At 33.5% G+C, this 22,062-nt stretch carries 21 protein-coding genes and 1 pseudogene; 13 read left to right on the top strand and 9 right to left on the bottom strand.

Features of this window, described 5'->3' with window-relative positions; translation table 11 throughout:
• Nucleotides 1-422: 422 nt before the first annotated feature.
• The gene (locus ACXVYO_RS07665) at nucleotides 423-926 is read right to left on the bottom strand and encodes a GNAT family N-acetyltransferase (protein ID WP_458466541.1); all 504 of its coding nucleotides are present in this window, start codon (nucleotides 924-926) and stop codon (nucleotides 423-425) included.
• A 255-nt stretch (nucleotides 927-1,181) separates the two neighbouring features.
• Between ACXVYO_RS07665 and ACXVYO_RS07660 the strand changes: the two genes are divergently transcribed.
• The 6 genes from ACXVYO_RS07660 to ACXVYO_RS07635 all read left to right on the top strand — a co-directional run bounded on the left by ACXVYO_RS07660 (nucleotide 1,182) and on the right by ACXVYO_RS07635 (nucleotide 5,923).
• Nucleotides 1,182-1,580, top strand: a complete 399-nt coding sequence (locus tag ACXVYO_RS07660) for a DUF2871 family protein (protein ID WP_458466540.1) — start codon at nucleotides 1,182-1,184, stop codon at nucleotides 1,578-1,580.
• Nucleotides 1,581-1,906: 326 nt separating this feature from the next.
• Nucleotides 1,907-3,298 carry an FAD-binding oxidoreductase gene (locus ACXVYO_RS07655; RefSeq protein WP_458466539.1) on the top strand — a complete coding sequence of 464 codons (1,392 nt, stop codon included), beginning with the start codon at nucleotides 1,907-1,909 and terminating at the stop codon, nucleotides 3,296-3,298.
• A gap of 4 nt (nucleotides 3,299-3,302) precedes the next feature.
• The gene (locus tag ACXVYO_RS07650; protein WP_458466538.1) at nucleotides 3,303-4,271 is read left to right on the top strand and encodes a bile acid:sodium symporter family protein; all 969 of its coding nucleotides are present in this window, start codon (nucleotides 3,303-3,305) and stop codon (nucleotides 4,269-4,271) included.
• 12 nt (nucleotides 4,272-4,283) lie between these two features.
• Nucleotides 4,284-4,631, top strand: a complete 348-nt coding sequence (locus tag ACXVYO_RS07645; protein WP_458466537.1) for a DUF4260 domain-containing protein — start codon at nucleotides 4,284-4,286, stop codon at nucleotides 4,629-4,631.
• Nucleotides 4,632-4,654: 23 nt separating this feature from the next.
• Entirely contained in the window at nucleotides 4,655-5,182 is a 528-nt protein-coding gene (locus ACXVYO_RS07640; protein WP_458466536.1) for a GrpB family protein, read from the top strand.
• A 141-nt stretch (nucleotides 5,183-5,323) separates the two neighbouring features.
• Nucleotides 5,324-5,923, top strand: a complete 600-nt coding sequence (locus ACXVYO_RS07635) for an FMN-binding negative transcriptional regulator (protein WP_458466535.1) — start codon at nucleotides 5,324-5,326, stop codon at nucleotides 5,921-5,923.
• Between the two features lie 74 nt (nucleotides 5,924-5,997).
• On the opposite strand, the gene ACXVYO_RS07630 is transcribed toward ACXVYO_RS07635, so the two are convergent.
• From ACXVYO_RS07630 to ACXVYO_RS07610, 5 genes are all read right to left on the bottom strand, one after another.
• Entirely contained in the window at nucleotides 5,998-6,186 is a 189-nt protein-coding gene (locus ACXVYO_RS07630; RefSeq protein WP_458466534.1) for a Phr family secreted Rap phosphatase inhibitor, read from the bottom strand.
• The gene (locus ACXVYO_RS07625) at nucleotides 6,183-7,277 is read right to left on the bottom strand and encodes a response regulator aspartate phosphatase (RefSeq protein ID WP_458466533.1); all 1,095 of its coding nucleotides are present in this window, start codon (nucleotides 7,275-7,277) and stop codon (nucleotides 6,183-6,185) included. Before ACXVYO_RS07625 ends, ACXVYO_RS07630 begins: the two co-directional genes overlap by 4 nt.
• Nucleotides 7,278-7,501: 224 nt before the next feature.
• Nucleotides 7,502-8,968 (bottom strand): protein adenylyltransferase SelO, encoded by a 1,467-nt coding sequence (locus ACXVYO_RS07620; protein WP_458466532.1) that lies wholly within the window; start codon nucleotides 8,966-8,968, stop codon nucleotides 7,502-7,504.
• A gap of 177 nt (nucleotides 8,969-9,145) precedes the next feature.
• A complete protein-coding gene (locus tag ACXVYO_RS07615) occupies nucleotides 9,146-10,144 on the bottom strand; it encodes an NADP-dependent oxidoreductase (RefSeq protein ID WP_458466531.1) in 999 nt (332 codons plus the stop codon).
• Nucleotides 10,145-10,162: 18 nt separating this feature from the next.
• Nucleotides 10,163-10,507 (bottom strand): ArsR/SmtB family transcription factor, encoded by a 345-nt coding sequence (locus ACXVYO_RS07610; protein ID WP_073515812.1) that lies wholly within the window; start codon nucleotides 10,505-10,507, stop codon nucleotides 10,163-10,165.
• Between the two features lie 476 nt (nucleotides 10,508-10,983).
• Here ACXVYO_RS07610 and ACXVYO_RS07605 point away from each other — a divergent pair, with 476 nt between their 5' ends.
• Together ACXVYO_RS07605 and ACXVYO_RS07600 are read left to right on the top strand one after the other, a co-directional pair.
• Complete coding sequence (locus ACXVYO_RS07605) at nucleotides 10,984-12,603, top strand: FAD-dependent oxidoreductase (RefSeq protein WP_458466530.1); 1,620 nt, start codon at nucleotides 10,984-10,986, stop codon at nucleotides 12,601-12,603.
• A 380-nt stretch (nucleotides 12,604-12,983) separates the two neighbouring features.
• Nucleotides 12,984-13,928: a glycerophosphodiester phosphodiesterase gene (locus ACXVYO_RS07600; protein WP_458466529.1), complete on the top strand. Its 945-nt coding sequence runs from the start codon at nucleotides 12,984-12,986 to the stop codon at nucleotides 13,926-13,928.
• Nucleotides 13,929-14,003: 75 nt separating this feature from the next.
• Here the strand turns inward: ACXVYO_RS07600 and ACXVYO_RS07595 are convergent.
• Both ACXVYO_RS07595 and ACXVYO_RS07590 read right to left on the bottom strand, forming a co-directional pair.
• Nucleotides 14,004-14,513, bottom strand: a pseudogene (locus ACXVYO_RS07595) (DUF3916 domain-containing protein).
• A 2-nt stretch (nucleotides 14,514-14,515) separates the two neighbouring features.
• Nucleotides 14,516-15,358 (bottom strand): LysR family transcriptional regulator, encoded by an 843-nt coding sequence (locus tag ACXVYO_RS07590; protein ID WP_458466528.1) that lies wholly within the window; start codon nucleotides 15,356-15,358, stop codon nucleotides 14,516-14,518.
• Nucleotides 15,359-15,483: 125 nt separating this feature from the next.
• On the opposite strand from ACXVYO_RS07590, the gene ACXVYO_RS07585 reads away from it, so the two are divergent.
• A complete protein-coding gene (locus ACXVYO_RS07585; RefSeq protein ID WP_458466710.1) occupies nucleotides 15,484-16,674 on the top strand; it encodes an MFS transporter in 1,191 nt (396 codons plus the stop codon).
• Between the two features lie 110 nt (nucleotides 16,675-16,784).
• Here the strand turns inward: ACXVYO_RS07585 and ACXVYO_RS07580 are convergent, their stop codons facing one another.
• Entirely contained in the window at nucleotides 16,785-17,015 is a 231-nt protein-coding gene (locus ACXVYO_RS07580; protein WP_458466527.1) for a hypothetical protein, read from the bottom strand.
• A 261-nt stretch (nucleotides 17,016-17,276) separates the two neighbouring features.
• On the opposite strand from ACXVYO_RS07580, the gene ACXVYO_RS07575 reads away from it, so the two are divergent.
• The 4 genes from ACXVYO_RS07575 (at nucleotide 17,277) to ACXVYO_RS07560 (ending at nucleotide 22,006) form a co-directional block, all read left to right on the top strand.
• Nucleotides 17,277-18,407 carry a serine hydrolase domain-containing protein gene (locus ACXVYO_RS07575; RefSeq protein WP_458466526.1) on the top strand — a complete coding sequence of 377 codons (1,131 nt, stop codon included), beginning with the start codon at nucleotides 17,277-17,279 and terminating at the stop codon, nucleotides 18,405-18,407.
• Nucleotides 18,408-18,632: 225 nt separating this feature from the next.
• Complete coding sequence (locus ACXVYO_RS07570; RefSeq protein WP_458466525.1) at nucleotides 18,633-19,790, top strand: agmatine deiminase family protein; 1,158 nt, start codon at nucleotides 18,633-18,635, stop codon at nucleotides 19,788-19,790.
• A gap of 378 nt (nucleotides 19,791-20,168) precedes the next feature.
• Nucleotides 20,169-21,146 carry an agmatine deiminase family protein gene (locus ACXVYO_RS07565; RefSeq protein WP_458466524.1) on the top strand — a complete coding sequence of 326 codons (978 nt, stop codon included), beginning with the start codon at nucleotides 20,169-20,171 and terminating at the stop codon, nucleotides 21,144-21,146.
• Nucleotides 21,147-21,184: 38 nt separating this feature from the next.
• A complete protein-coding gene (locus ACXVYO_RS07560) occupies nucleotides 21,185-22,006 on the top strand; it encodes a MerR family transcriptional regulator (protein ID WP_458466523.1) in 822 nt (273 codons plus the stop codon).
• Nucleotides 22,007-22,062: the final 56 nt, after the last annotated feature.

Here is a 22,062-nt window from a genome sequence, read left to right as displayed (position 1 = left end):
TCAAGAAATTTGGAGGAATCGTATTACAGTTGTAGGTCATACTATCTAAAGTTATTTTATTATTTATCGTTTATTACATTTGAAATGACTTTTAATGTGTATATAAGCAAGTGATAAGTAAATTAAATAAACAAAAGGCCCTGTAAAAATACAGGGCCGGATACAGGGTTAAGGGAACGCATAGTTTCTTAGTAACATATTAGCATAAAATTTTCATGTAGCTACATAAGAGTTTTGACAAATTTAAGAATAAAATAGAGTGTTTTTAAGAATAAATACAGTACTGAAAATCAGAATTGTGATTTAAATTAGTCTGGTTATAATGTTAAAAAACAGATGAGTATTTTAATCATAATAACTTTTAGGAATGTATATGTAAGAAATATTTTTTGATTAGATTAAAAGTGAACTCTGACAATTTATTATGTGTTATACCCAAATAACTTTAAGTTTTCTCCAGAGTCTGAAATTATCTTTTCGAACTGCAATCCTACTTTTTCTAAAAGTTTTCCTGAATTGATGTTATCAAGAGTAGTAATTGCTACAATTCGTTTCATACCTAGGTTCTGTACACCGTAGTCTATTACAGCAGAAGCGGATTCAAAGCCATACCCCTTTGAACGGAATTTCTCTAAAAAGGCAAAGCCGATATCGACATCTTCTAATGAATCTCTTTTAATAAGACCGCACATACCAAGCGGAGTGAGATCTTCTTTTCGCTCTACTAAGTAAAGACCAAATCCCATTTTATTATACATATCAACTGGTCCGTTTAAGATGTATTTTTTTGCATCGTCTAAGTTTTTAATCCTTTTATCACCAATAAACTGGATCCATGCAGGATCGTTTACTAATTCTAGAATAAATGGAGCGTCTTTTATATCAAACCAGCGAAGAACGAGTCGTTCAGTTTCAAGAACTATCAATCTATTGCACCACCTTTAATAGTTATAACAATTAGTATGGGTTGCGAAATACAAAAGTGCAACATATTTTCATTATGATCTACTTGTTCACATAAAGTTCGTTTGTTTTGTATAGAGGGATATTTTATAATTAGGATTGATTGTAAAGAGTGAGATACTTATACAATGACTCCTAGGTAACTAGGAGTTTTTACTATATAACTATCATTATTACTAAATATGACACACTACTCATTCTACTTAAGGAGGTACATAATGAAGAAATTATATAATGCATCGTTTACGTATTTGATTATCGGCTTATTATCAGGGATTTTCGCTAGGGAGTATGGAAAGTATAAGGGGATTGTAGGATCTACTTTGTTAAATCTTTTGCATACACATACACTTGTACTCGGCTTTTTCTTCTTTTTAATTGCTTTAGGATTAGCAAAAGTATTCGCGTTTCATGAAGCGAAAAGTTTTAATAAGTGGTTTGTTGTACATAATATAGCATTAACTTTAATGTTAGGTTCGCTAGCGGCGAGAGGGTTTCTTCAGCTAAATGGAGCGGATTTTAAAGGGTTAACTTATATTGTAGGGTTTTCCCATTCGTTAATGGCAGTTACTTTAATTTGGTTTATGTTGTTAATAAAGAAGTCGTTTAAAATGTAGTTTTATCCCGCTATTCGCCGGGCAGTAAGACCCTCACCTCAAAATTCAACGAAAGCAAAGAAGTTAGGTAGGGGATCAACTGCCTGTAAAAGCCCGATTGGTTCAACTAATAATCAGTGGGGGGGATGAATCCCCCCCCACTGATTAAAGTTTCACTTTATAGAAAAGAACTTGCAGCAGTTGTTGCAAGTTCTTTTTGTTTCTTCGATAGTATGAAACGAATTTCATATGTATAAAACTTGAATTATTTAATTTTTCGGATTATTATGTATAAAATAGTTAACATATTTTGTAATTCGAATTTATAGTAGGTAGGAGAGTGTATGATGGAAATAACGGTAGAGCGTTTAGTAAATGAATTAAAGGGTGTACTTCCCGAGGATCGAGTAGTTGTAAATACGACAGTAAGAGAGTTACATAGTAAAGATGAATCTTATCATACTAGTAGTTTACCTGATGTAGTAGTTTTTCCGAAAACGACTGAAGAGGTTAGTAGAATAATGAAAGTAGCGGGTGAGCATAAAAAACCTGTCGTCCCTTTCGGCGTAGGTTCTAGTTTAGAAGGGCATGTAATTCCATATGAAAAAGGAATTACAATGGACTTTTCGCTCATGAATAAAATACTCGAAATAAGAGAGAAAGATTTTCTAGTGAAAGTACAGCCGGGAGTGACTCGCTCTCAGCTTAATAAAGAATTGAAAAAGTATGGATTATTTTTTAGTGTAGACCCAGGAGCAGATGCAACGTTAGGTGGAATGGCTGCCACAAATGCGAGCGGAACGACAGCAGTTAAATACGGGGTAATGCGTGATCAAGTTCGTGATTTAGAAGTCGTTCTTGCTGATGGGGAAGTAATACATACTGGAAATTTAGCAGCGAAGTCATCATCAGGTTACCATTTAAATGGTGTTTTCGTAGGGTCAGAAGGTACTCTTGGGTGCTTTACAGAGTTAACGTTAAAAGTATACGGCATACCAGAACATGTTATGGCTGCGAGAGCATCGTTTCCAACTATCAATGATGCAGTAGAAGCTGTTATTAATATACTACAGGCCGGTATTCCAATTGCAAGAATTGAACTTGTAGATGAATTATCTATGAAACAAGTAAATCATTATAATGAAACAAGTTACAGAGAAGAGCCTACGCTATTTTTAGAGTTTCACGGTAATGAAGCAGGACTTAAGCAAGATATTGAATTTACGAAGGAAATTGTTTTTGATCATAAATGTAAAGAAGTTGCTTTTGAAACGGAAACTGCAGCGAGAAATAAATTATGGGATGCACGGCATAATCTAGCGTACTCTTACGTTCATAGCTATCCTGGTAAAAAGCTTATGAGTACAGACGTATGTGTACCAATTTCAGAATTAGCTGGCGCAATCCAACATGCGAAAGAGACGTTAGATAAAGTAGGTCTTGTTGGTGGTATTCTTGGCCATGTAGGAGACGGGAATTTCCATGTACTCTTAATGGTTGATCCAAACGATAAAGAAGAAGTGGAAAAGGCGGACGAAATAAATGAAAGTATCGTTTTATATGCTCTTAAACGAGGTGGAACGTGTACGGGAGAACATGGCGTTGGAATCGGAAAGCGGAAGTATCAAGAAGAAGAACATGGAGCGGCATTATTCGTAATGGAAAAAATAAAGAAAGCTCTTGACCCACAAAATATTTTGAATCCGAATAAAGTTTTTCAGCTGAAGGATAGGGGATGATTGGGTGAAAGTACTAGAAGCGATAAGTAATATAGCTGGAAAATATTTTGCATTTTGGGTTATTTGTATTGCAGCAATTGCATATTTCATTCCTGGACCATTTCTCGGGTTAACTAGTTACATAACAATTTTACTCGGGGTTGTTATGTTTGGGATGGGATTAACATTAAAGGCTGTTGATTTTAAAATCATTGCTACAAAACCATTGCCAGTTATTATTGGTGTATGTGCTCAGTTTATTATTATGCCACTTGTCGCATACGTACTAGCCTACGTTATGAATCTGCCAGCTGAGTTAGCAGCTGGATTAGTGCTACTCGGTTCAGTACCGGGTGGCACTGCATCAAATGTTATGGTTTATTTAGCAAAAGGGAACTTGGCGTTGTCTATTGCAATGACATCATTATCAACGTTACTAGCACCAATTGCTACACCTCTTATATTATTATTACTTGCAGGACAATGGATGCCAGTGAATCCTATGTCTATGTTTCTTTCTATCGTACAAGTCATTATCATACCTATTATTTTAGGATTAGTAGTGAAGAAGTTTTTCCCTAAAACTGTTACGAAAGGAATGACTGTTATTCCTTTCATATCAGTTGTAGCAATTATCATTATAGTTTCAGCGGTGGTTTCAGCAAATGTAAGTAGCATTACTTCTTCAGGCCTGCTTATCTTTATTGCAGTTATGCTCCATAATGCATTTGGTTTTTTACTCGGATATATAACAGCGTTCGTACTTGGACTAGACGAAGGGACAAGAAGAGCTATTTCAATAGAAGTAGGAATGCAAAACTCAGGCTTAGGAGTTGCGTTGGCAACAGCACATTTTGGACCAGCGGCTGCACTTCCAAGTGTATTAGCGGCAGTATGGCATAACATTGCAGGACCGATTTTAGCAACCATTTGGTCAAAAAATGCAAAGAATACTTTTAGTGATGAAAATTTATCGGTAAATATAGAAAACTAGGAATGGTAAAGAATGCAAAAACGTATTGTACATTTTGAAGGTCTAGTTGTTTTCGTAGCCACGATTTATGCGTATTCAATATATGAATTTAGTTGGATTATATTTTTGGTATTCCTTTTAGCTCCGGATTTATCAATGTTAGCGTACGGTATAAATAATCAAATTGGTGCTAAAATTTATAATGTTTTTCACACGTATATTATATCAATAGTAATAGCTATCATAGGTGTCTATTTTAAAATAGACACAATTATAATGATTGGCTTAATATGGACAGCACATATTGGAATGGATCGAATGTTTGGATATGGATTGAAATATGAGACGGATTTTAAAGATAATCATATTCAAAGGTTATAATTGCTTTTGAGGAGAGGGACACATTGAAACAGAGAATTACTATCGAAGAATATAACATCAAATGGGAAAGTGAATTCTATAGACTACAATCGCTCATTAATAATGTAATAAAAGAATTTGTTTTGTCCATTGAGCATGTGGGGAGTACATCTGTTAAAGGGCTTGTAGCAAAACCAATATTAGATATTGATATAGTAATAGAAGAGTACGGAATTTTTCCTGAAGTAGTAAAAAGGCTTGAAACGATAGGGTATTACCATCAAGCAGACTGGAGCTTCAAAGGAAGAGAGACGTTTGGTAGAAAGGATGCTTTCGTTCCGTGGAGTGAAGAAAATACAGTTTGGATGGAACATCATTTATATGTGTGTGACAAAAATAGTGAAGAGTTAAGAAGACATATAGTGTTTCGGGATTACCTTCGGGAACATGAAGATGTTGCTGTTGAATATGGACGTTTAAAGGAAGAGTTAGCAAAAGAATCGAAAAATCGATCCAGTTATAGTGAAGGTAAGACGGCATTTATTACAAATATACTGGAGGAAATAAACTAAGGTCGCATTGAGTACATGCGGCCTATTCTTTTTAAATTGGAAGCTGCCATTATAAAATAATGACAAACTGTCCCTGTTGATTGATACGACTACTAAATATAATAGGAAATAAAAAAGAAAAGACCGGAAAAGAGGGAGCTTATGTACATACCAAAATATTTCACAATACAAGATGAAGAGATGAAGTACGAAATAATAGAACAAAATAGCTTTGCGACATTATTTTCTCAACATAACGGGGAACCATATGCAACGCACTTACCGTTGTTATTAAATAGGAAGACTCTAACTTTACATGGGCATTTCGCACGTCCGAATGAACAGTGGAAAGATAGTGGGAATCAACACGTACTTGCTATATTCCAAGGGCCACACAGTTACATATCGCCGTCATGGTATGAAACAAAAGATGCAGTACCAACATGGAATTATGTAGCAGTGCATGTATACGGTGAATTAGAAATTATTGAAGATGAACAGGAATTAAGAGGTTCTCTTCAAGAGTTAGTACATAAATATGAAAATCCACAGAGTACGTACTCACTTAATGATGTAGACCCCAATTATATGGCAGGATTAAGTAAAGGGATAGTTGGTTTTAAAATTAGGATTAGTAAAATAGAAGGAAAAGCAAAGTTAAGCCAGAATCATTCTGTGGAAAGAAGAAAATTAGTTGTGGAGGAACTTGAGAAAGTTGGTAGTGAGGGGAGTAGGGGGATTGCGGAGTTGATGAGAAAATAAAGTTTACTTGAAAGGGAAATATTCTAAATAAGCATATTTAAAAAAGACCTTCTAAATTGAAGGTCTTTCGTTTTTTAAAGTGCTTTTTCAGCTGTTGTTGAGCTGTAGTCTTTACTTATGTCAACAGATTGAACAAAGTCAGGTCTTTGTGGTGCGGGAAGATCGGCGTGACTTGCTTTGTATGTAAATGAACTATTTATCCCAATAGACACAATTCCAATAACAGATAATCCTAATAAGATAGAACTAAATTTTTTTATCATTTTAATGCCCCTTTCTCAAAAGTTTTTTCTTTTGCTTGTAATGCTTTATGAAAATACTCACTTGCTTTTATGTGATTATTTTCATCGTAAAGTTTAATCGCTAATTTTTCTGAATATTCTTGAGTGTAGTTATATAAAGATTCTTTGTCGAAATACGTAATTCCTTCAAGAATAATATTTTCTAGATCTTCAGTTGTATCATTATTGTTAAGAGAATTTAAAATTTTAAAATGAAGTATATATTCATCATTATTTAGTTCTGTACAAACTTCCAAACCTCTTTTGATAAGTTTTTCAGCAATGTTTATTTCACCAAGTTTAGAATGCTCTCTGGCTTGTAAAAAGAGCGCCTTAAAGTGTGTAGGTATTTTGGTTGACACCTCTGATAAATGTCGAATCGCTAGAGAAGACAGGTTTTGACTTGCATAGAGCCAACCTAGATTATTACGAACGCTTAAAACTAAATCATTTTCGTTTAGTTTTTGTAAAATGGAAAGAGCAGAATTGAACTTTTCTTCTGCTTGTTCATATTGCTTTAAAAATACACATGAGGAACCAATTATATTGTCGCAAAGTGCTAATTTTATCTCGAACCCGTTTTCAGTCATGAAAATATTTCTGGCTTTTGTTGCTCGCTGAATTGCTTCAATAGGTTTATAAAAATGTTGATTAAAGATAGCGAATCGGTAATTAAATTCTGCTTCCTCTAGTTTATCTGAAACATTTCCTAGTAGCTTTTCAGCATTTTCGTAATGTTCGCTAGCTAAGTTGTAATTTGTTGTTAAAGTAGCATGAATTGCTTTAAAAAAATGATAGTAGTAAGAAAGTTGGTGATTAGCTGGAATCGAGTAAGAATCTATCTTATTGAAACTGTCTTTTGTAATACTTAAACCATCAGTTAAAACTTTGAAACGAAAATTTAATAGAGAATAGTATAATGCTAAGTTCTCATCTTCCTCAAAGTTTAGTTCCTTTTCCTCAATTTCATGCTTTAAGTTTGTCGCCTGAGACACATCTTGTTTAATCATAGCTAAATACCAATCATTAAATAATTTCGTAATTTGTTCATTACCTTGTAGTTGAACGTTCATGAAATCCCCTCGCTTTTTGAATATTCTTATAAAATATAGTATCAAAAATAACAATATTTAGAAATGGTGTTTTATATTTCTCAACATTTGTATAGTAGAGTTGTGATTAAGCTCATTGAAATAGAGTGGATTATGTTTTTGGTTAAAGAAATAGCAGAGGCGAGGGTATAAAAAAGGTGTGTTCACACAATTTGTATGAACACACCTTTTTATATATTAAACAATCAAGTCCCACAAAAAGTACGATAAGGACGATTCGTCGGCGCAGGTGGAACACAGTATTCTTCTTGATCTGCAGCATACGCATAAGGATTAGATAGCGCTTCAAGAAGTTTCTCCATTACGCTATAGTCGTCATTTTTGACAGCTGCTTCTAGTGCTTCTTCTACGCGGTGGTTTCTTGGGATGATGGATGGGTTATTATTTTTCATCATTTCGTAGGCGTTTTCTTTCGATTCTTCTTGTCTTTCTAATCGAGATTGCCATAGTTTGTACCATTCTTTAAATTCAGGACTTTCAAATAGAGCTGTATTTTCGATCGTATTAAGAGTTAATGAACGGAATGCATTTGTGTAATCTGCTTTAAATTTCTCCATCATTTTTAAAAGTTGCTCAATAAGCGAGTGATCTTGTTCCTCGTTGCTAAATAGTCCTAATTTCTTTTTCATTCCAAGGAACCACTGGTTTTCATACTGTACGCTAAATTTTGAAATTTCATCTTGAGCAATCTTTAATGCTTCCTCTTCATCTTCATGTAGGATCGGTATTAAAGATTCTGCTAATCGCGCCAGGTCCCATGCGGCCATATATGGCTGATTCCCATATGCGTAGCGACCTTGTGTATCAATAGAGCTAAATACAGTTCCTTGGTCGTAATTGTCCATAAATGCACAAGGGCCGTAATCAATCGTTTCTCCACTAATTGTTATATTGTCAGTGTTCATTACGCCATGGATAAATCCAACAAGTTGCCATTTAGCGATGAGACTTGCTTGTTTCTTTATGACTTCTTGTAGTAATGCAGTATATCGGTTTTCATGAGCCTCAATTTCTGGATAATGCCTTTTTATCGTATAGTCAGCTAGTGATTGAAGATCCTCGATAGAACCGCGAGCTGCAGCATATTGAAATGTGCCAACACGTATATGACTGCTAGCGACTCTAGTTAAAATTGCTCCAGGTAACTTTGTCTCACGGTATGTTGGCTCGCCAGTTGTGACAACTGCTAAACTGCGGGTAGTTGGAATATCAAGAGCGTACATTGCTTCACTAATAATATACTCGCGTAGCATCGGACCGAGTGCAGCGCGACCATCACCACGTCGTGAATACGGAGTAGGGCCAGAACCTTTTAGCTGAATGTCAAAACGTTTACCTGAAGGAGTAATTTGTTCACCTATTAAAAGCGCACGACCGTCGCCTAACATATTAAAATGTCCGAATTGATGACCGGCATATGCTTGTGCTAATGGGTGAGCTCCTTCTGGGAGTGCATTGCCAGCAAAAACAGCAATTTCAATTTCTTTTTTCAATTCTTCAGGATTAAAGCCAAGAGATATTGCGAGTGAATGATTTAGTTTAACTAGCTCCGGTGAACTTACGGGAGTAGGGGGGATTTCTGTATAAAATGATTGTGGTAAAGTCGTATAACTATTATTTAAATTCCAACCAGCTTCATTATTTTTAGTCATTTTATCTCCTCCTTGTTTATTTTTTATTATGTATTTGTACGTATATATTCTTTGTAAAATTAGCTAAAAGTATAATATGATATTTCCCCTTGCAATCTATTGTAAGGACTTCACTGCACTATGTCTATTTAACAGTAAATATAAAGACCCCATTTTAAGAAAATGGAGTCTTTGTTATTATTTTATTTTTACAATTATTTTTCCTTTTGCTCTTCCAGCCTCCGAATATTCCATTGCTTTTTGAGCATCTTCAAAAAGGAAAACTCGATCGATTACCGGTTTGATTTCACCAGCTTCAATATATTTTGCGATAGTACGTAATTGATCGCCGCTTGGCTTCATAAATAAAAATGAATATTGCGCATTATAATTCTTTTCAAGTGCAGTAAGTTTTCTACTTGCTAATGAAAATAAGAATGTTTTAAAAAATCCGGAACCAAATTCTTTACCGAAACGAGCATTTGGCATTCCTGAAACGGAAACGATGTTGCCGCCGCTTTTTATAATATTGAATGATTTTTCGAGTGTTGTCCCGCCGATTGTATCAAATACTGCATCATAATCTTTTAGTATTTCTTCAAATTTTTCTGTTTTGTAATTAATAATTTCATCTGCGCCAAGAGACTTTACTAAATCGGCACCAGCTTCACTAGCAGTTGTTGTAACGGTAGCACCCATTATTTTTGCTAACTGAATTGCGAAAGTACCAACACCACCAGATCCAGCGTGAATTAATATCTTTTGTCCTTTTTGTAAGTGCATGATGTCATGTAGTGCTTGATAGGATGTTAAGCCAACGAGAGGAATTGCCGCCGCTTCCTCAAAACTTAAATTCACTGGTTTTAAAGCTATATCATCCTCATGAATGGCTATATATTCCGCGAAAGTACCAATCTTATTCTTTCTTGGACGTGCATATATTTCATCGCCGACTTTAAAACGAGTCACTTTTGATCCAACCTTTACGATGACACCGGAAAAGTCATTCCCAAGGATTAGGGGCATTTCATATTTAAGTAACATCTTCACTTTTCCATCGCGTATTTTAAAATCAATCGGGTTAATACTAGCTGCATGAATTTCTGCGAGCACTTCATACTCATTTATTTCAGGAGTAGGTACCTCTGCCATACGCATTGGAATTTTTCCGTATTTATCAATTATCATTGCTTTCATTTCTTATACCTCCAAACTTCAATAAAAGTTGTGCAATAGCTTTTCAATATCTAATACAAGTTTTTTTAATAAGCCTAATTTTGTACGTATATCAATATAATAAAAGTTTTTTGTACCTTCTTTTCGCATTAAAATAATACCGGCTTCTCGTAAAATCCTTAGGTGATGTGATACCGCTGGTCGAGAAAGGTGTGTTTTTTTCGTAATTTCTCCTACACGTAATCCGGTTTGACATTCCGTTTCCATGAGAACGAACAAAATAGCTTGACGTGTTTCATCGCCAATCGCCAATAATACTTTTTGAGAATCAATAAAATCTTTTTTTATAACATTTAATTGTTCTTGTTTATTCATTTCAATCACTTTACCTCCAAAAAATTAGTCGAAAGGTTTAAGATGATGGACCATTACATCGATACGGTAATGCTACATGATTGTTGTATGAGCTGCAATATTGGGAAAGAAAATCGAGACGAATGAAATTTTATGTGTTGAAAATGAGAGGGAATAGAAAAGGATTTCATAATATGTTGTTTACAGAGGATAAAGGATAAGGTTTTTTTAAAAAAATAAGCGGTCGTAACCCTATAAGTTATACAGGGTTACGACCGCTTATCATGTTTTTATTCTTTTAGTGTCTAATAAAGTGAGTTCTTTCGTTTTACTCTTTCATACATGCATAATTCAATCAGATTATAGATGTATGAAAAAGTAAAAGTAATTTGGGGCGTAATCTATCTATATGATAATTTAAAATGAAATATAAGTCTATATCTTTGTTGTTTTTTTGATTATATTTATATCACTGAGCTCAGAACAATGATGTGGAGGGTAAATTTATGAAATCGAATTACGTACCAGTTTTAATTGTTGGAGGAGGATTATCAGGATTAGCATCTGCGCTATTCCTTGCAAAACATAACATTAATTATTTACTGCTTGAAAGGCATCAGTCTACTGCAATTCACCCGAAAGCAGGTGGAATCACTTTTCGTACGATGGAGTTATTTCGAGAATTGGGTTTAGAACAAAGAATTAAATTGGCGGGTAAAGCGTTAGAAAATTGCCGAGGAAGAATAGCAGTTCATACAATAGCAGAGGCCGATAAGGAAGAATTGGCACAAATGAGGGCGACTCAGTATGGAAACGATGAAAAGTTACTTCAAAAAATAGAAGAGATTAGTCCATCAAAACAAATGGCTTGTTATCAAATTATTTTAGAAGAGATGATGTTACAAAAAGCGAGAACATTAGGCGGAGACTTATCTTTTTATCATGAATTGGTTTCTTATGAACAAAATGAGCACGAAGTAATAGCGACGATTCGGAATCGTGAAACGGAAGAAGAAAGTATTATTCATTGTGACTATGTAATTGCAGCGGACGGGGCAAAAAGTAAAATACGTGAGCAGCTAGGGATACGTACCGAGGGAAGAGGTACAATCGGTGGTTATTATATGAATATTTATTTTGAAGCGGATTTAAGTGAGTTTATACAGGGAGATGCATTTGGTTTTACTATGGTACTTCATTCGGAAGTTCTTGGTGCACTTATTCCAGTTGATAACGAAAGAAGATGGATTTACCATGTATCCTACGATCCGTTAAAAGGAGAGCGACCAGAGGATTTCACTATAGAACGTTGTAAACAAATCATTCAAACAGCAATTGGAAGTACAAAAATCGAGTCAGAAATAGTAAGTGTTTTACCGTGGGAAGCGACCGAAAGTACAGCCGTGAAATTTCAAGATAATCGAATCTTTTTAGTTGGTGATTCAGCACATATTATGCCGCCAACAGGAGGATTTGGTTCAAATACAGGCATACAAGATGCACATAACTTAGCTTGGAAATTAGCGGCTGTTATAAAAGGGAAAGCAAACCCAAAATTGTTAGAAACATATTATGAAGAGAGATATCCTGTTGCAAAATTAACGACGGAGTATGCGAGTAGTTTATTGTTCCGTGCTGCGAATAGAGAAGAAGGCAGTTTGAATAATATGGATGGTTTAGCTGTAACTGTTGGGTATCAGTATTGTTCAAAAGCAATAATAGATGACTCATCCAATCCACATAGAATGGATATCATAAATTTGAACGGAAGACCTGGAACGCGAGCACCTCATTTTTTTGGAATGTATGAAGGGGGGAAAGTTTCTATATTAGACTTATTCGATAACAATTTTGTATTACTTACTGAAGTAGAAAATAGTACTTGGGCTGAAGCTGTATTTGATGTTTCATCTAAATTAGGAATAAATATAAAAGTTTACAGCGTTGGTTTAAGAGGAGACTTTATTACTCAAGAAAATGTTTTTCGTGAATTATATGGGATAGAGAATGAAGGAGTTGTACTAATTAGACCAGATGGCTTTATTGGATGGCGTTCGGAAAAAGCAGTGGTAAATCCAGATGTAATATTGGGGGAGGTAATGAGTAATTTATTATGTGGTTTTTAAATAATTACGGAAGCATTGTCTTATATGCTTCACTTTACTGAAAAAATAATATTCACAAATTTTAATAGGTTTGGTATGATTAATTTCGACAAGTTAATCGAGGCCGGAGATATTTGAGATAAGCCATAAATTTATTTAGGGATACAGAAGTGTCCTCTAAATAATTTATGGCTTTTTTTATTGATGAACTGTAATCAATAAGGAGTTACATGTGAATAGGAGGGATATGGAAAATAAATAGTATAGTAAAATTATAGGGGAATTGTATTTGTAAGATTGGAATTTTAATATAAGCTTATAAAAATAATGAAAGTATATCTTCTATTTCGTGTAAATCTCATTAACTTGTTGAAATTTGCAACGTAGGAAGGGTTAGAAGGATGAGAAAAATTATTAGCGTGTTAGTTATTTTCTTTATGACGGGAAGTATCTTTGCTGGGGGAGCAGTTCATGCGAAAGTAGAAGGGAAGCATGAATGGAATACGAATAAGTTTTTAAACATTGCACATCGCGGAGCAAGTGGACATGCACCGGAGCATACTTTTGCTTCTTATGATCTTGTGAAAAAAATGAAAGCGGATTATTTGGAGTTAGATATTCAGTTAACTAAGGACGGCCAGTTGATTGCAATGCATGATACAGCAGTTGATCGTACTACAAATGGAACAGGGGAAGTACGAGATAAAACATTAAGTGAAATAAAGAGCTTAGATGCAGGATCTTGGTTCAATAAAGCTTATCCAGAAAAGGCTAAGAGAGAGTATGTTGGTCAAAAAGTTCCGACTCTTGAAGAAATCTTCCAAAAGTACGGAAGAAGCATGAAGTATTACATTGAAACAAAATCACCAGATGTGTATCCAGGAATGGAAGAGAAATTATTAGCTTTATTAAATAAATATAATTTAGTAGGTCAAAACATGTCTTCTAGCCGTGTTATGATTCAATCATTTAGTAAAGATAGTTTAACAAAGATTCATAGTATGAATAAAAATATTCCGTTAGTTCAACTGCTTTGGTATTATCCAAATGAAAATAATGAGATTGTTGAATGGTCTGGTATTACACATGAACCGAAAAGTGTAACGAATGAAGATTTTCAAGAAATTAAAAAGTATGCAGTTGGTATTGGGCCAAACTTACGTAATGATAACGGAGATTTAATTATCAATGAGTCATATATGAAAATGGCTAGGAAAAATGGACTGTTAATACATCCTTATACAATTAATGAGAAACCAGATATGAGATTGTTAATTAAATGGGGTGCTACAGGAATGTTTACAAATTATCCTGATCGATTACATAGTGTGTTAAAAGAAAAATAAATAGGTGAAAAGGTATACCATTGTTTTAGGTATACCTTTTTTATTATGCTAGGTGATAGAAGTAAAGTACCCCTTTTAAGTTAATTCTCCAATAAACCAAATCTCTTTTTCATCGATTGTATCCTCATCATAAATGATTTCTTGAAAGTGCAATGTTTGTAAGGGAGGAGAAATTGAAATTTCCCATGTCTCCCAAAAATCAATCTTATTTGAAAGTGGAATCCATTTTTGAAATTCACTATTTCTATTAAAGAAATTATGAAAGTACCCCTCATTTTTAAATATAATGATTTGAGAATCCCACAACCTTTCTATAGAAATCAAAACAACAACTCGATATGTATGTGTATCGCTCGGTTTTATTTATATTAAATGGTTTGTTTGATTTAATAGAGTTTGTATACATAATCGTTTTACTTTTCTAGGTGTTTTACACGAATCGATAAAGGCTTGGGAAACTGGTAAGGGCATATACCAATATTCATCGTTATAGAAAGCAGAAGGGAACGTTTTTGTATGTTCTTCAATTCGCTTTATCATCGTGTTTGTTTTACGCTTCATCCCACGTATTTTCTTTTCACGCATTGTTAAATCATCTCCATAAATTTTTGTAATGCAGCTGAGTGATATATATCTTTTCTAGTAACAAAAGTAGTAGGAACTTTTTTGAATCTATTAGGTAAAGGATTAAATGATAAGTTATGTGCATGACCATTTAATATAGATTTCATCATAATTGCTACGCCCATATTTGATTTTACACAGGCGAGTATTGCTTCAATTGTTCCAAACTCTAATACTCGTTTAGGCGAGATGCCTTTTTCTTGAAGCCAGTCTTCTAATAAACTTCTATAATAGCAACCGTGACTAAAAGCGAGTAAATTCATATCTTCTATATTTTTAAGAGAGGATAAGGTTTTTTTACTAATGAGAACTAATTCTTCTTCACGAAATACTTTTGTATGAAGTTCAGTATGCTGAGTAGATCCTGCTATAAACGCTCCGTCTAGTTTTCGTTCTAACACAAGCCTAATTAGTTGTTCGGTCGTATTTGTTTCTAAAATCAATTCGACTTCTCGGTATTTCTCATAATAGGCCGTTAATATAGATGGTAGCCTTACCGCGGTTGTAGATTCTGTACACCCGATTTTCAAAGTGCCTTTAGGATCAGTTCCATTACTTTGAACCGCTTTTATAGATTGATCCATTAAGTGGATAATTTGTTTGGCGTATGTTAATAAAATCTCACCGTTAGAAGTCAAAGTTACACCTTTTCCGTTACGATAAAATAAAGGTACACCTAATTCATTTTCTAGTTGTTTCATACGCATTGTTACGCCTGATTGTACATAGTTCAAATTTTTCGCTGCATGAGAAATATTACTTTCCTTTGCAACTTCGTAAAATACAGTTAAATCTTTTATGTCCACGCATCATCCCTCCGAAAAGGTATCAATTTTTTTGATGGATTATATGATGAATCTTTATTTTATATGATATCAGAACTTTCATACAATGAAAGAGGGGAGGGATTATTTTGTTAATCGAAGAGAGGATGAATAGTACTTATAAATGGATGATGTTAATTGTTGCGACGATTGCTCAAACAACCGCGACGCTTATAACATATGGTGTCGGAGCTTTCGCTTTATTTTGGAAAGAAAAATATGGGCTTACGAATATGGAGAGTGGATTGTTAGTAAGTGTTGTAAATATTGGACCGTTATTTTGTATGCTTTTTGTCGGTCGGTTACTTGATCAATATAATGAAAAATTATTAATTTCTATCAGTTCATTTTTGCTAGGAGGTTCGTTTTTACTAACTAATATAGTAAATGGATTTAAGGGTCTGTTATTTGTACTTTTATTAGTAGGAATGTTTTATAGTGTTTCCCAGCCAGGAGGAAGTAAAGTAATAATAAAATGGTTCCCAAAAGAAAATCGAGGATTAGCAATGGGAATAAGGCAAGCCGGTATACCGATTGGTGGTGCGTTAGCGGGAGTGTTAATACCTTTTCTTACGATACAATATAATGTGACTTACGCGATAAATAGTATGGCCTGCATTTGTATAATGGGAGGATTATTATTTTTTATGTTTTATAAAGAGCCATATGTTCAAGAGGAAGTAGGGAAAGAACATATTAAAATTTCTTTTTGGACGGAGCTAAAAGTAGTGATATGTAAAAGAGAGTTGTATTCAATTTATATCACAGGTATTTGCATGATTTCATTACAAATGGTGTTAGTTGGACACTTCATGAAATTTATAGTAAGGGAACAATCCATTACATCTATTGTAGCTGGAACAGTATTTTCAGTGATGTTCTTTTCTGGAATGATTGGCCGTGTTGTATTAGCAGCTATTAGTGATTTGTTTTATAAGGGGAATCGGCATACGCCTTTACTTATAGCTGTCTGTGCTTCTATCGGTTTGATTCTATTGTTAGTCATGAGCATACATACAGTAACGAGTGGAGTATTGTATGGTGTAAGCGCATTGTTAGGCTTCTTTTCAATTGGTTGGTTTAGTCTTTTTATAGCCGAAGTTGCTGAATTGGCAAGTGAAGAATCTGTTGGAATAACAGTTAGTTTGGCACTTACATTCAATCAAGTTGCAATTATTGTTGCACCTGTTTTATTTGGTTATATTGTCGATGAGAAAGGGTATACGTATGCGTGGTTGTGTATAGTGATATTATTAAGTATCTCGGCAGTGAGTTTATATCGTAAAAACAAAAAATAAAAGAAAGTTAGCAATGTAAATTTTTTATGAAGAAAGTCTAAAGAAATGCCGAATGAGCGACATTTCTTTTTTTATATGTTGTATAATCAAAATACAAATGAGATTCGTTTTCATTGGTGTTCATTGCCTCTTTTGAAATTGCCTGTAACTTTAGCCATAATGAGTTGTTTTTCTGTATCGTTATGTGCATGATTTATTTTGTTTAAAAATTTTTCAGCAGCATTTCCTTTTAATATTATAATTTGTTTTCCGTAATATTCAATTAAAACTATATTATTTTTTGTTACCCTATAATGAAACATCATATCATCTAAACGATTGCGTTTATCAGTATTTTTCATGTTTATAGCTCCTTTTTGATAATGTGTAACAAATGTTACATAAGATATTGAAATTATAGTAGGGTGTATCCGATTGTAAGGTGGAAATTTTGCAAGAAAGAAATACAATAGAGAGTAGTCAAAAACTGAATATGAGAAAAAGGAATCTAGTTCACTTAGGTGAATAATAGATAGATAATAATATAAAGTATTTGAAAATTAACAGATATAGAATAGAATGGATGCGCGTTAAGTGAAACTAGATAAAAGAGGGTTCCTATTATGCTTAAGAAATGGTTAATTGTTTTCTTTATTTTTGCTATTTTTTGTGGGAGTGTCGTTGCACTAATACATGCAAATAAAGGTAAGAAATATGATATAAAGGTATTTTCTAATGTAAATAGTAAGCAAAAGGGCGATATGCAGGAAGTCGATGCAAATGAGAAAAAGCGCTATGAAGTTGCAGCTGGAAAACTAGATCAATATTTAAAAGATAAAGGATTTAATGGGAGTGTTCTTGTAGCTAGTAAAGGTCATGTGATTTTACGAAAAGGTTATGGGTATGCGAATGTGAAAGATAAAGTAGTAACAACACCAAGAACGAAATATCGCATTGGTTCAATTACGAAAACAGTCGTTGCAATATCTATTATGCAGCTAAAGGAAAAAGGGAAATTAAATATTGAAGACAATGTAAATAAGTATATTCCATCGTTTCCAGCAGATAAAAACATTACGTTACGAAATTTGTTAACACACACGTCCGGGTTACCAGATCAGGGACAAGGTAGGGTGAATGCGGCGTCACGATTAAAGTTAGTAACGTGGATTGGAACGCAAAAATTGCAATTTCCTGCAGGGACAGGATGGAAATATACAGACTATAATTATATGGTACTTGCGTATATTGTAGAAAAGATAGCAAATAAACCACTCGCTGAATATGTGAAAGAAAATATTTTGACTCCTGCTGAAATGCATGAATCTGGAATGGGTGCAACTCTCCCTGAAGATATTTTTTTAGCAGAAGGTTATACGAGAAAAGATAATGAGTTAATAGTTGCACCCCGTTTAAAAATGAACTGGTTGTATGGGTGTGGTGAAATGTATACGACTGTTGACGATATGAAAAGATTAGATGAGGCTATTATGGATGGAAAACTGCTATCTAAACAAAGTGTATTAGATATGTTTACTGCATCACCTGCAAGAAAATATGGATTTAGTTTCTATACGTATCCAGATTATTATCATAACCACGGCGTATTAGCAGGTTGGAATACATTTAATAATTTTAACTGGGATAAAAAAACGTTCGTCATATTATTTTCTAACGTCCAAAATGGTATGAATGACTCATTTAATCAAGAGTTTAGGAAAATGGCGAATGATTTAATTGAAGGAAAAGAATAATTTTAAAATCGGTATTGATATGTAATTATCAATACCGATTTTTTTATTTCGTAAAGTTCAGTGTGCTAAATAAGTAGGTAAGGAAGGTAGTTGAATAAATATATATAGTTAGTTAAATGATAGGAATGCAAAGAAGAATTGGTAATTTTTACATTGGAGAAAAAGCTTGAGCTTCACACTATGTGAAGCTTTACATTATTGGAGATAAGAACTGGAGGTTGAAAAATGAAACAAGTAGTAAAGTTTTGCTTAATAGTTACATTATCCACTGCGATTTTTAGTGGTTGTTCTTTTGAAGGTGGTAATGAAAATGTAAAAGGGAAAGAGAATGGAAAAGTAGAGGTACAGAAAAAAGTTGGAAAATATACGATGCCAGATGAAAAAGATAAACATGAAGGTACATGGCTGCAATGGCCTCATGAATACACATATGGTCAAGAATATAAGCAGGAAGTTGAACCGATTTGGGTTAAGATGGCAAGTGCTTTAACCGAGGGTGAAAAAGTCCATATTGTTGCATACGATGAGGAAGAGAAAGAGCGCATCAATAATCTTTTAATAGATAAAGGACTGAATATGGATAAAATTGATTTCTTTGTCGCTCCTACTGATGATGTATGGGCAAGAGATAGTGGGCCGATTTTTGTTTATGACAATAATAAAAATCTCAAAGTATTAGATCCGGAATTTAATGGTTGGGGAAAGAAAACTCCTTATAAAAATGATGCCCGTATACGTGAAAATGTTAGTAAACAATTAGGGATTGAGAGGATTGATTGGGGGGGATTTGTCCTTGAAGGCGGTGCGATTGAATTAGACAGTAATGGGACTGCTTTATTAACTCGAAGTGCAGTAACAAATAAAAATAGAAATCCGGATTTAACAGAAAAGGAAATTGAAAAATATATAAGTGACCTAGGAGTATCAAACTTTATTTGGTTAGATGGAGTACCTAATTTAGATATTACTGACTTCCATATCGATGGATTTGCTAAATTCCATGGTAAATCTACCATTATAACGATGAAAGAAGATGACTTAGCCGAATGGGGGTTATCGAACAAAGATATGGACACATTGTTAGAGGCAAAAAATGCGTCAGGACAGAAATATAAGTATGAATACTTACCTCTTAGTAAAGAGAAAGTTATTTTAGAAAATGGAAAAGCTCTCGATTATAAGGGATCGTATATTAATTATTATATTGGGAACGCAGTGGTGTTGGTGCCTAATTATAATGATCCGAATGATAAAATCGCAAACGATACGATTCAGAAGTTATATCCAAATCGTAAAGTAGTTGGTATTGATGTGAGAGAGCTTTATAAAAATGGTGGCATGATTCATTGTGTGACACAGCAACAACCGATTCAATTGAAGTAATCGATTGAAATTCAGCAACCTTCCGACAAAATAGGTACATTGTTACTTTTATCTATTTTGTCATGTTTTATTTTTCGCAAAAAGGAACAAGGACATTGAAGGGAATAATATTAACTAGTTTCATAATGATAGGACTTATGATTCTATTATTAAATTTCATACTTTCATATGAATTTTTATTATTGTATTTTAAAACCCTGTCAAGAGTCAATTTTTCGCTCAACCACAGCTTTATATTTTTTATATAAATATATAATATTTCTCCGTGCTATAATCCATTCATGAAATGTGCACGTTTCGAAAATTGTTATGAAAAGGGAAGTAGTTGGCATAGTGAAATTAGTTATTCAACCATTATTAAAAAGCGAGGTAAATAATATGGAACAAAAACAAAATGGAATTATTTTTACTGCAATACCAGATAAATCAAATGAATATTATCGTCCATTTTATGAAGATCTGATTTATTTTAATAAATACTTAAATGAAAATAAATCATTTACTGATCAACTTGTTTCTTTATCTGTTGAAGAGCGAGACTTTCATACAAGCTTTTTTGAGTATGACGATATTTGGCTAAGAGATGTTGCACCAGTTGTCACAAATCATTTAGTTAAATTCAAATATCAACCAAATTACTTACCGAAAGATCAATGGCGATATTTAGATCAACAATTTAATAAATGGCTGAAAAAGAATGACTTTGAATATGTGAAATCTCCATTGATATTAGACGGTGGAAATCTTATTTGGAATAAAAAAGATTCTGTTATAGTAACGGAACGCATATTTGATGATAATTATGATTGGACGGAAGAAGAAATTATAGAGCAACTGGAATGGGATTTGGATGTGAGCCGAGTTATTATTATTCCTGCTGAAGAAGGGGACGTACTTGCACATGCAGACGGAATGGTTAAATTTATTGATGAACACACAATGTTTATTAGTGATTTTTTAGGGGATCATGAATTTAGATATAATGTTCAAGAGATTATTCGAGAGCAAATGCCAGAAGCTGAATTTATAGTTGTGCCATCGTCATATACAGAGAAAGGGCAATATGATCAAGAAATAGCGTCGGCAAAAGGGTTGTATATAAATATGTTAGAAACATGTGATACGATTTACGTTCCTAAGTTTGGATTAGCTAAAGATAGGGAAGTGTTACGATATATCCAACAGCATACGGAGAAACAAGCTATTCAAATTCATGTAGGAGAAATATCAACAATGGGAGGCGCAATAAATTGTTTAACGTGGTATTGTCCTCATCATTTATTACCTTCAAAAATGAAAAGATTGAACAATCAGAATGAAGAATTTTCAGTTAGGAAGATTTTTGATTGGTTTTAAAATAAGCGTATAAGAAAATGTATTCAAGGGGTAAGTATATGTATACAATTACTGAGTTTTCGCGGATTTGTAAAATGAGTACACGGATGCTAAGGCATTATGACAAAGAAGATATATTAAAACCAGCATATGTAAACCCGGAAAATGGGTATAGATATTATGAGCAAGGGCAGTTAGAAATAGCGTTGAAAATAAAAAAGTTAAGGGAGTATAAGTTCCCTCTACCGAAAATTAAAATCATTCTTCAGTCGTCAGATCAAGATTCATTTATTAAACATATGCAAGCACAAATTATAGAGTTATCTCATGAAGTAAAACAAAATTTACAGGTTATTTCAGAAATGAATGAAATGGTAAATATGAATTATGCTTTAAATACTGCTTGCCATAGAAATTACGATATATTAATTGGGAAGAGAAATGAAATAACAGTAATTTCTCAAAGGCTACAAATAAATATAGATGATATGGATGATTATTTTTATGACTTATATGAAAAAGTACACAAGAATAACTTCCAAATAGTCGGCTCGCCTTCTACAGTTTTTTATGATGAAGAGTATATTCCAAATGAAAGTGATGTTGAATTTAGGATTCCGGTCATGCATGGGAACAATAAAGATGTAGTACAAGAATATGAAATAAAAAAATTAAATCCACATCAAATCGTTACTACTATGCATTATGGAAGTTATGACTATATAGGCTACGCTTATATTGCGTTAGAAAAATGGATTGAAAGAAATGGTTATGTAATAGATGATTCACCATATGAGGTTTACATTAAGGGATCTGAATGTGATTGTTTAGTAGAAGAGTATGTGACACAAATTTGTTTTTTAGTGATGAAAATAAACTGAGAATAAGGATTGACATTAACATTATGTCAATCCTTATTCTATTTATGTAAGTAATT

It is taken from the genome of Bacillus sp. BC08 (assembly GCF_054326875.1).
This window is presented reverse-complemented; position numbering and strand designations above follow the sequence as displayed.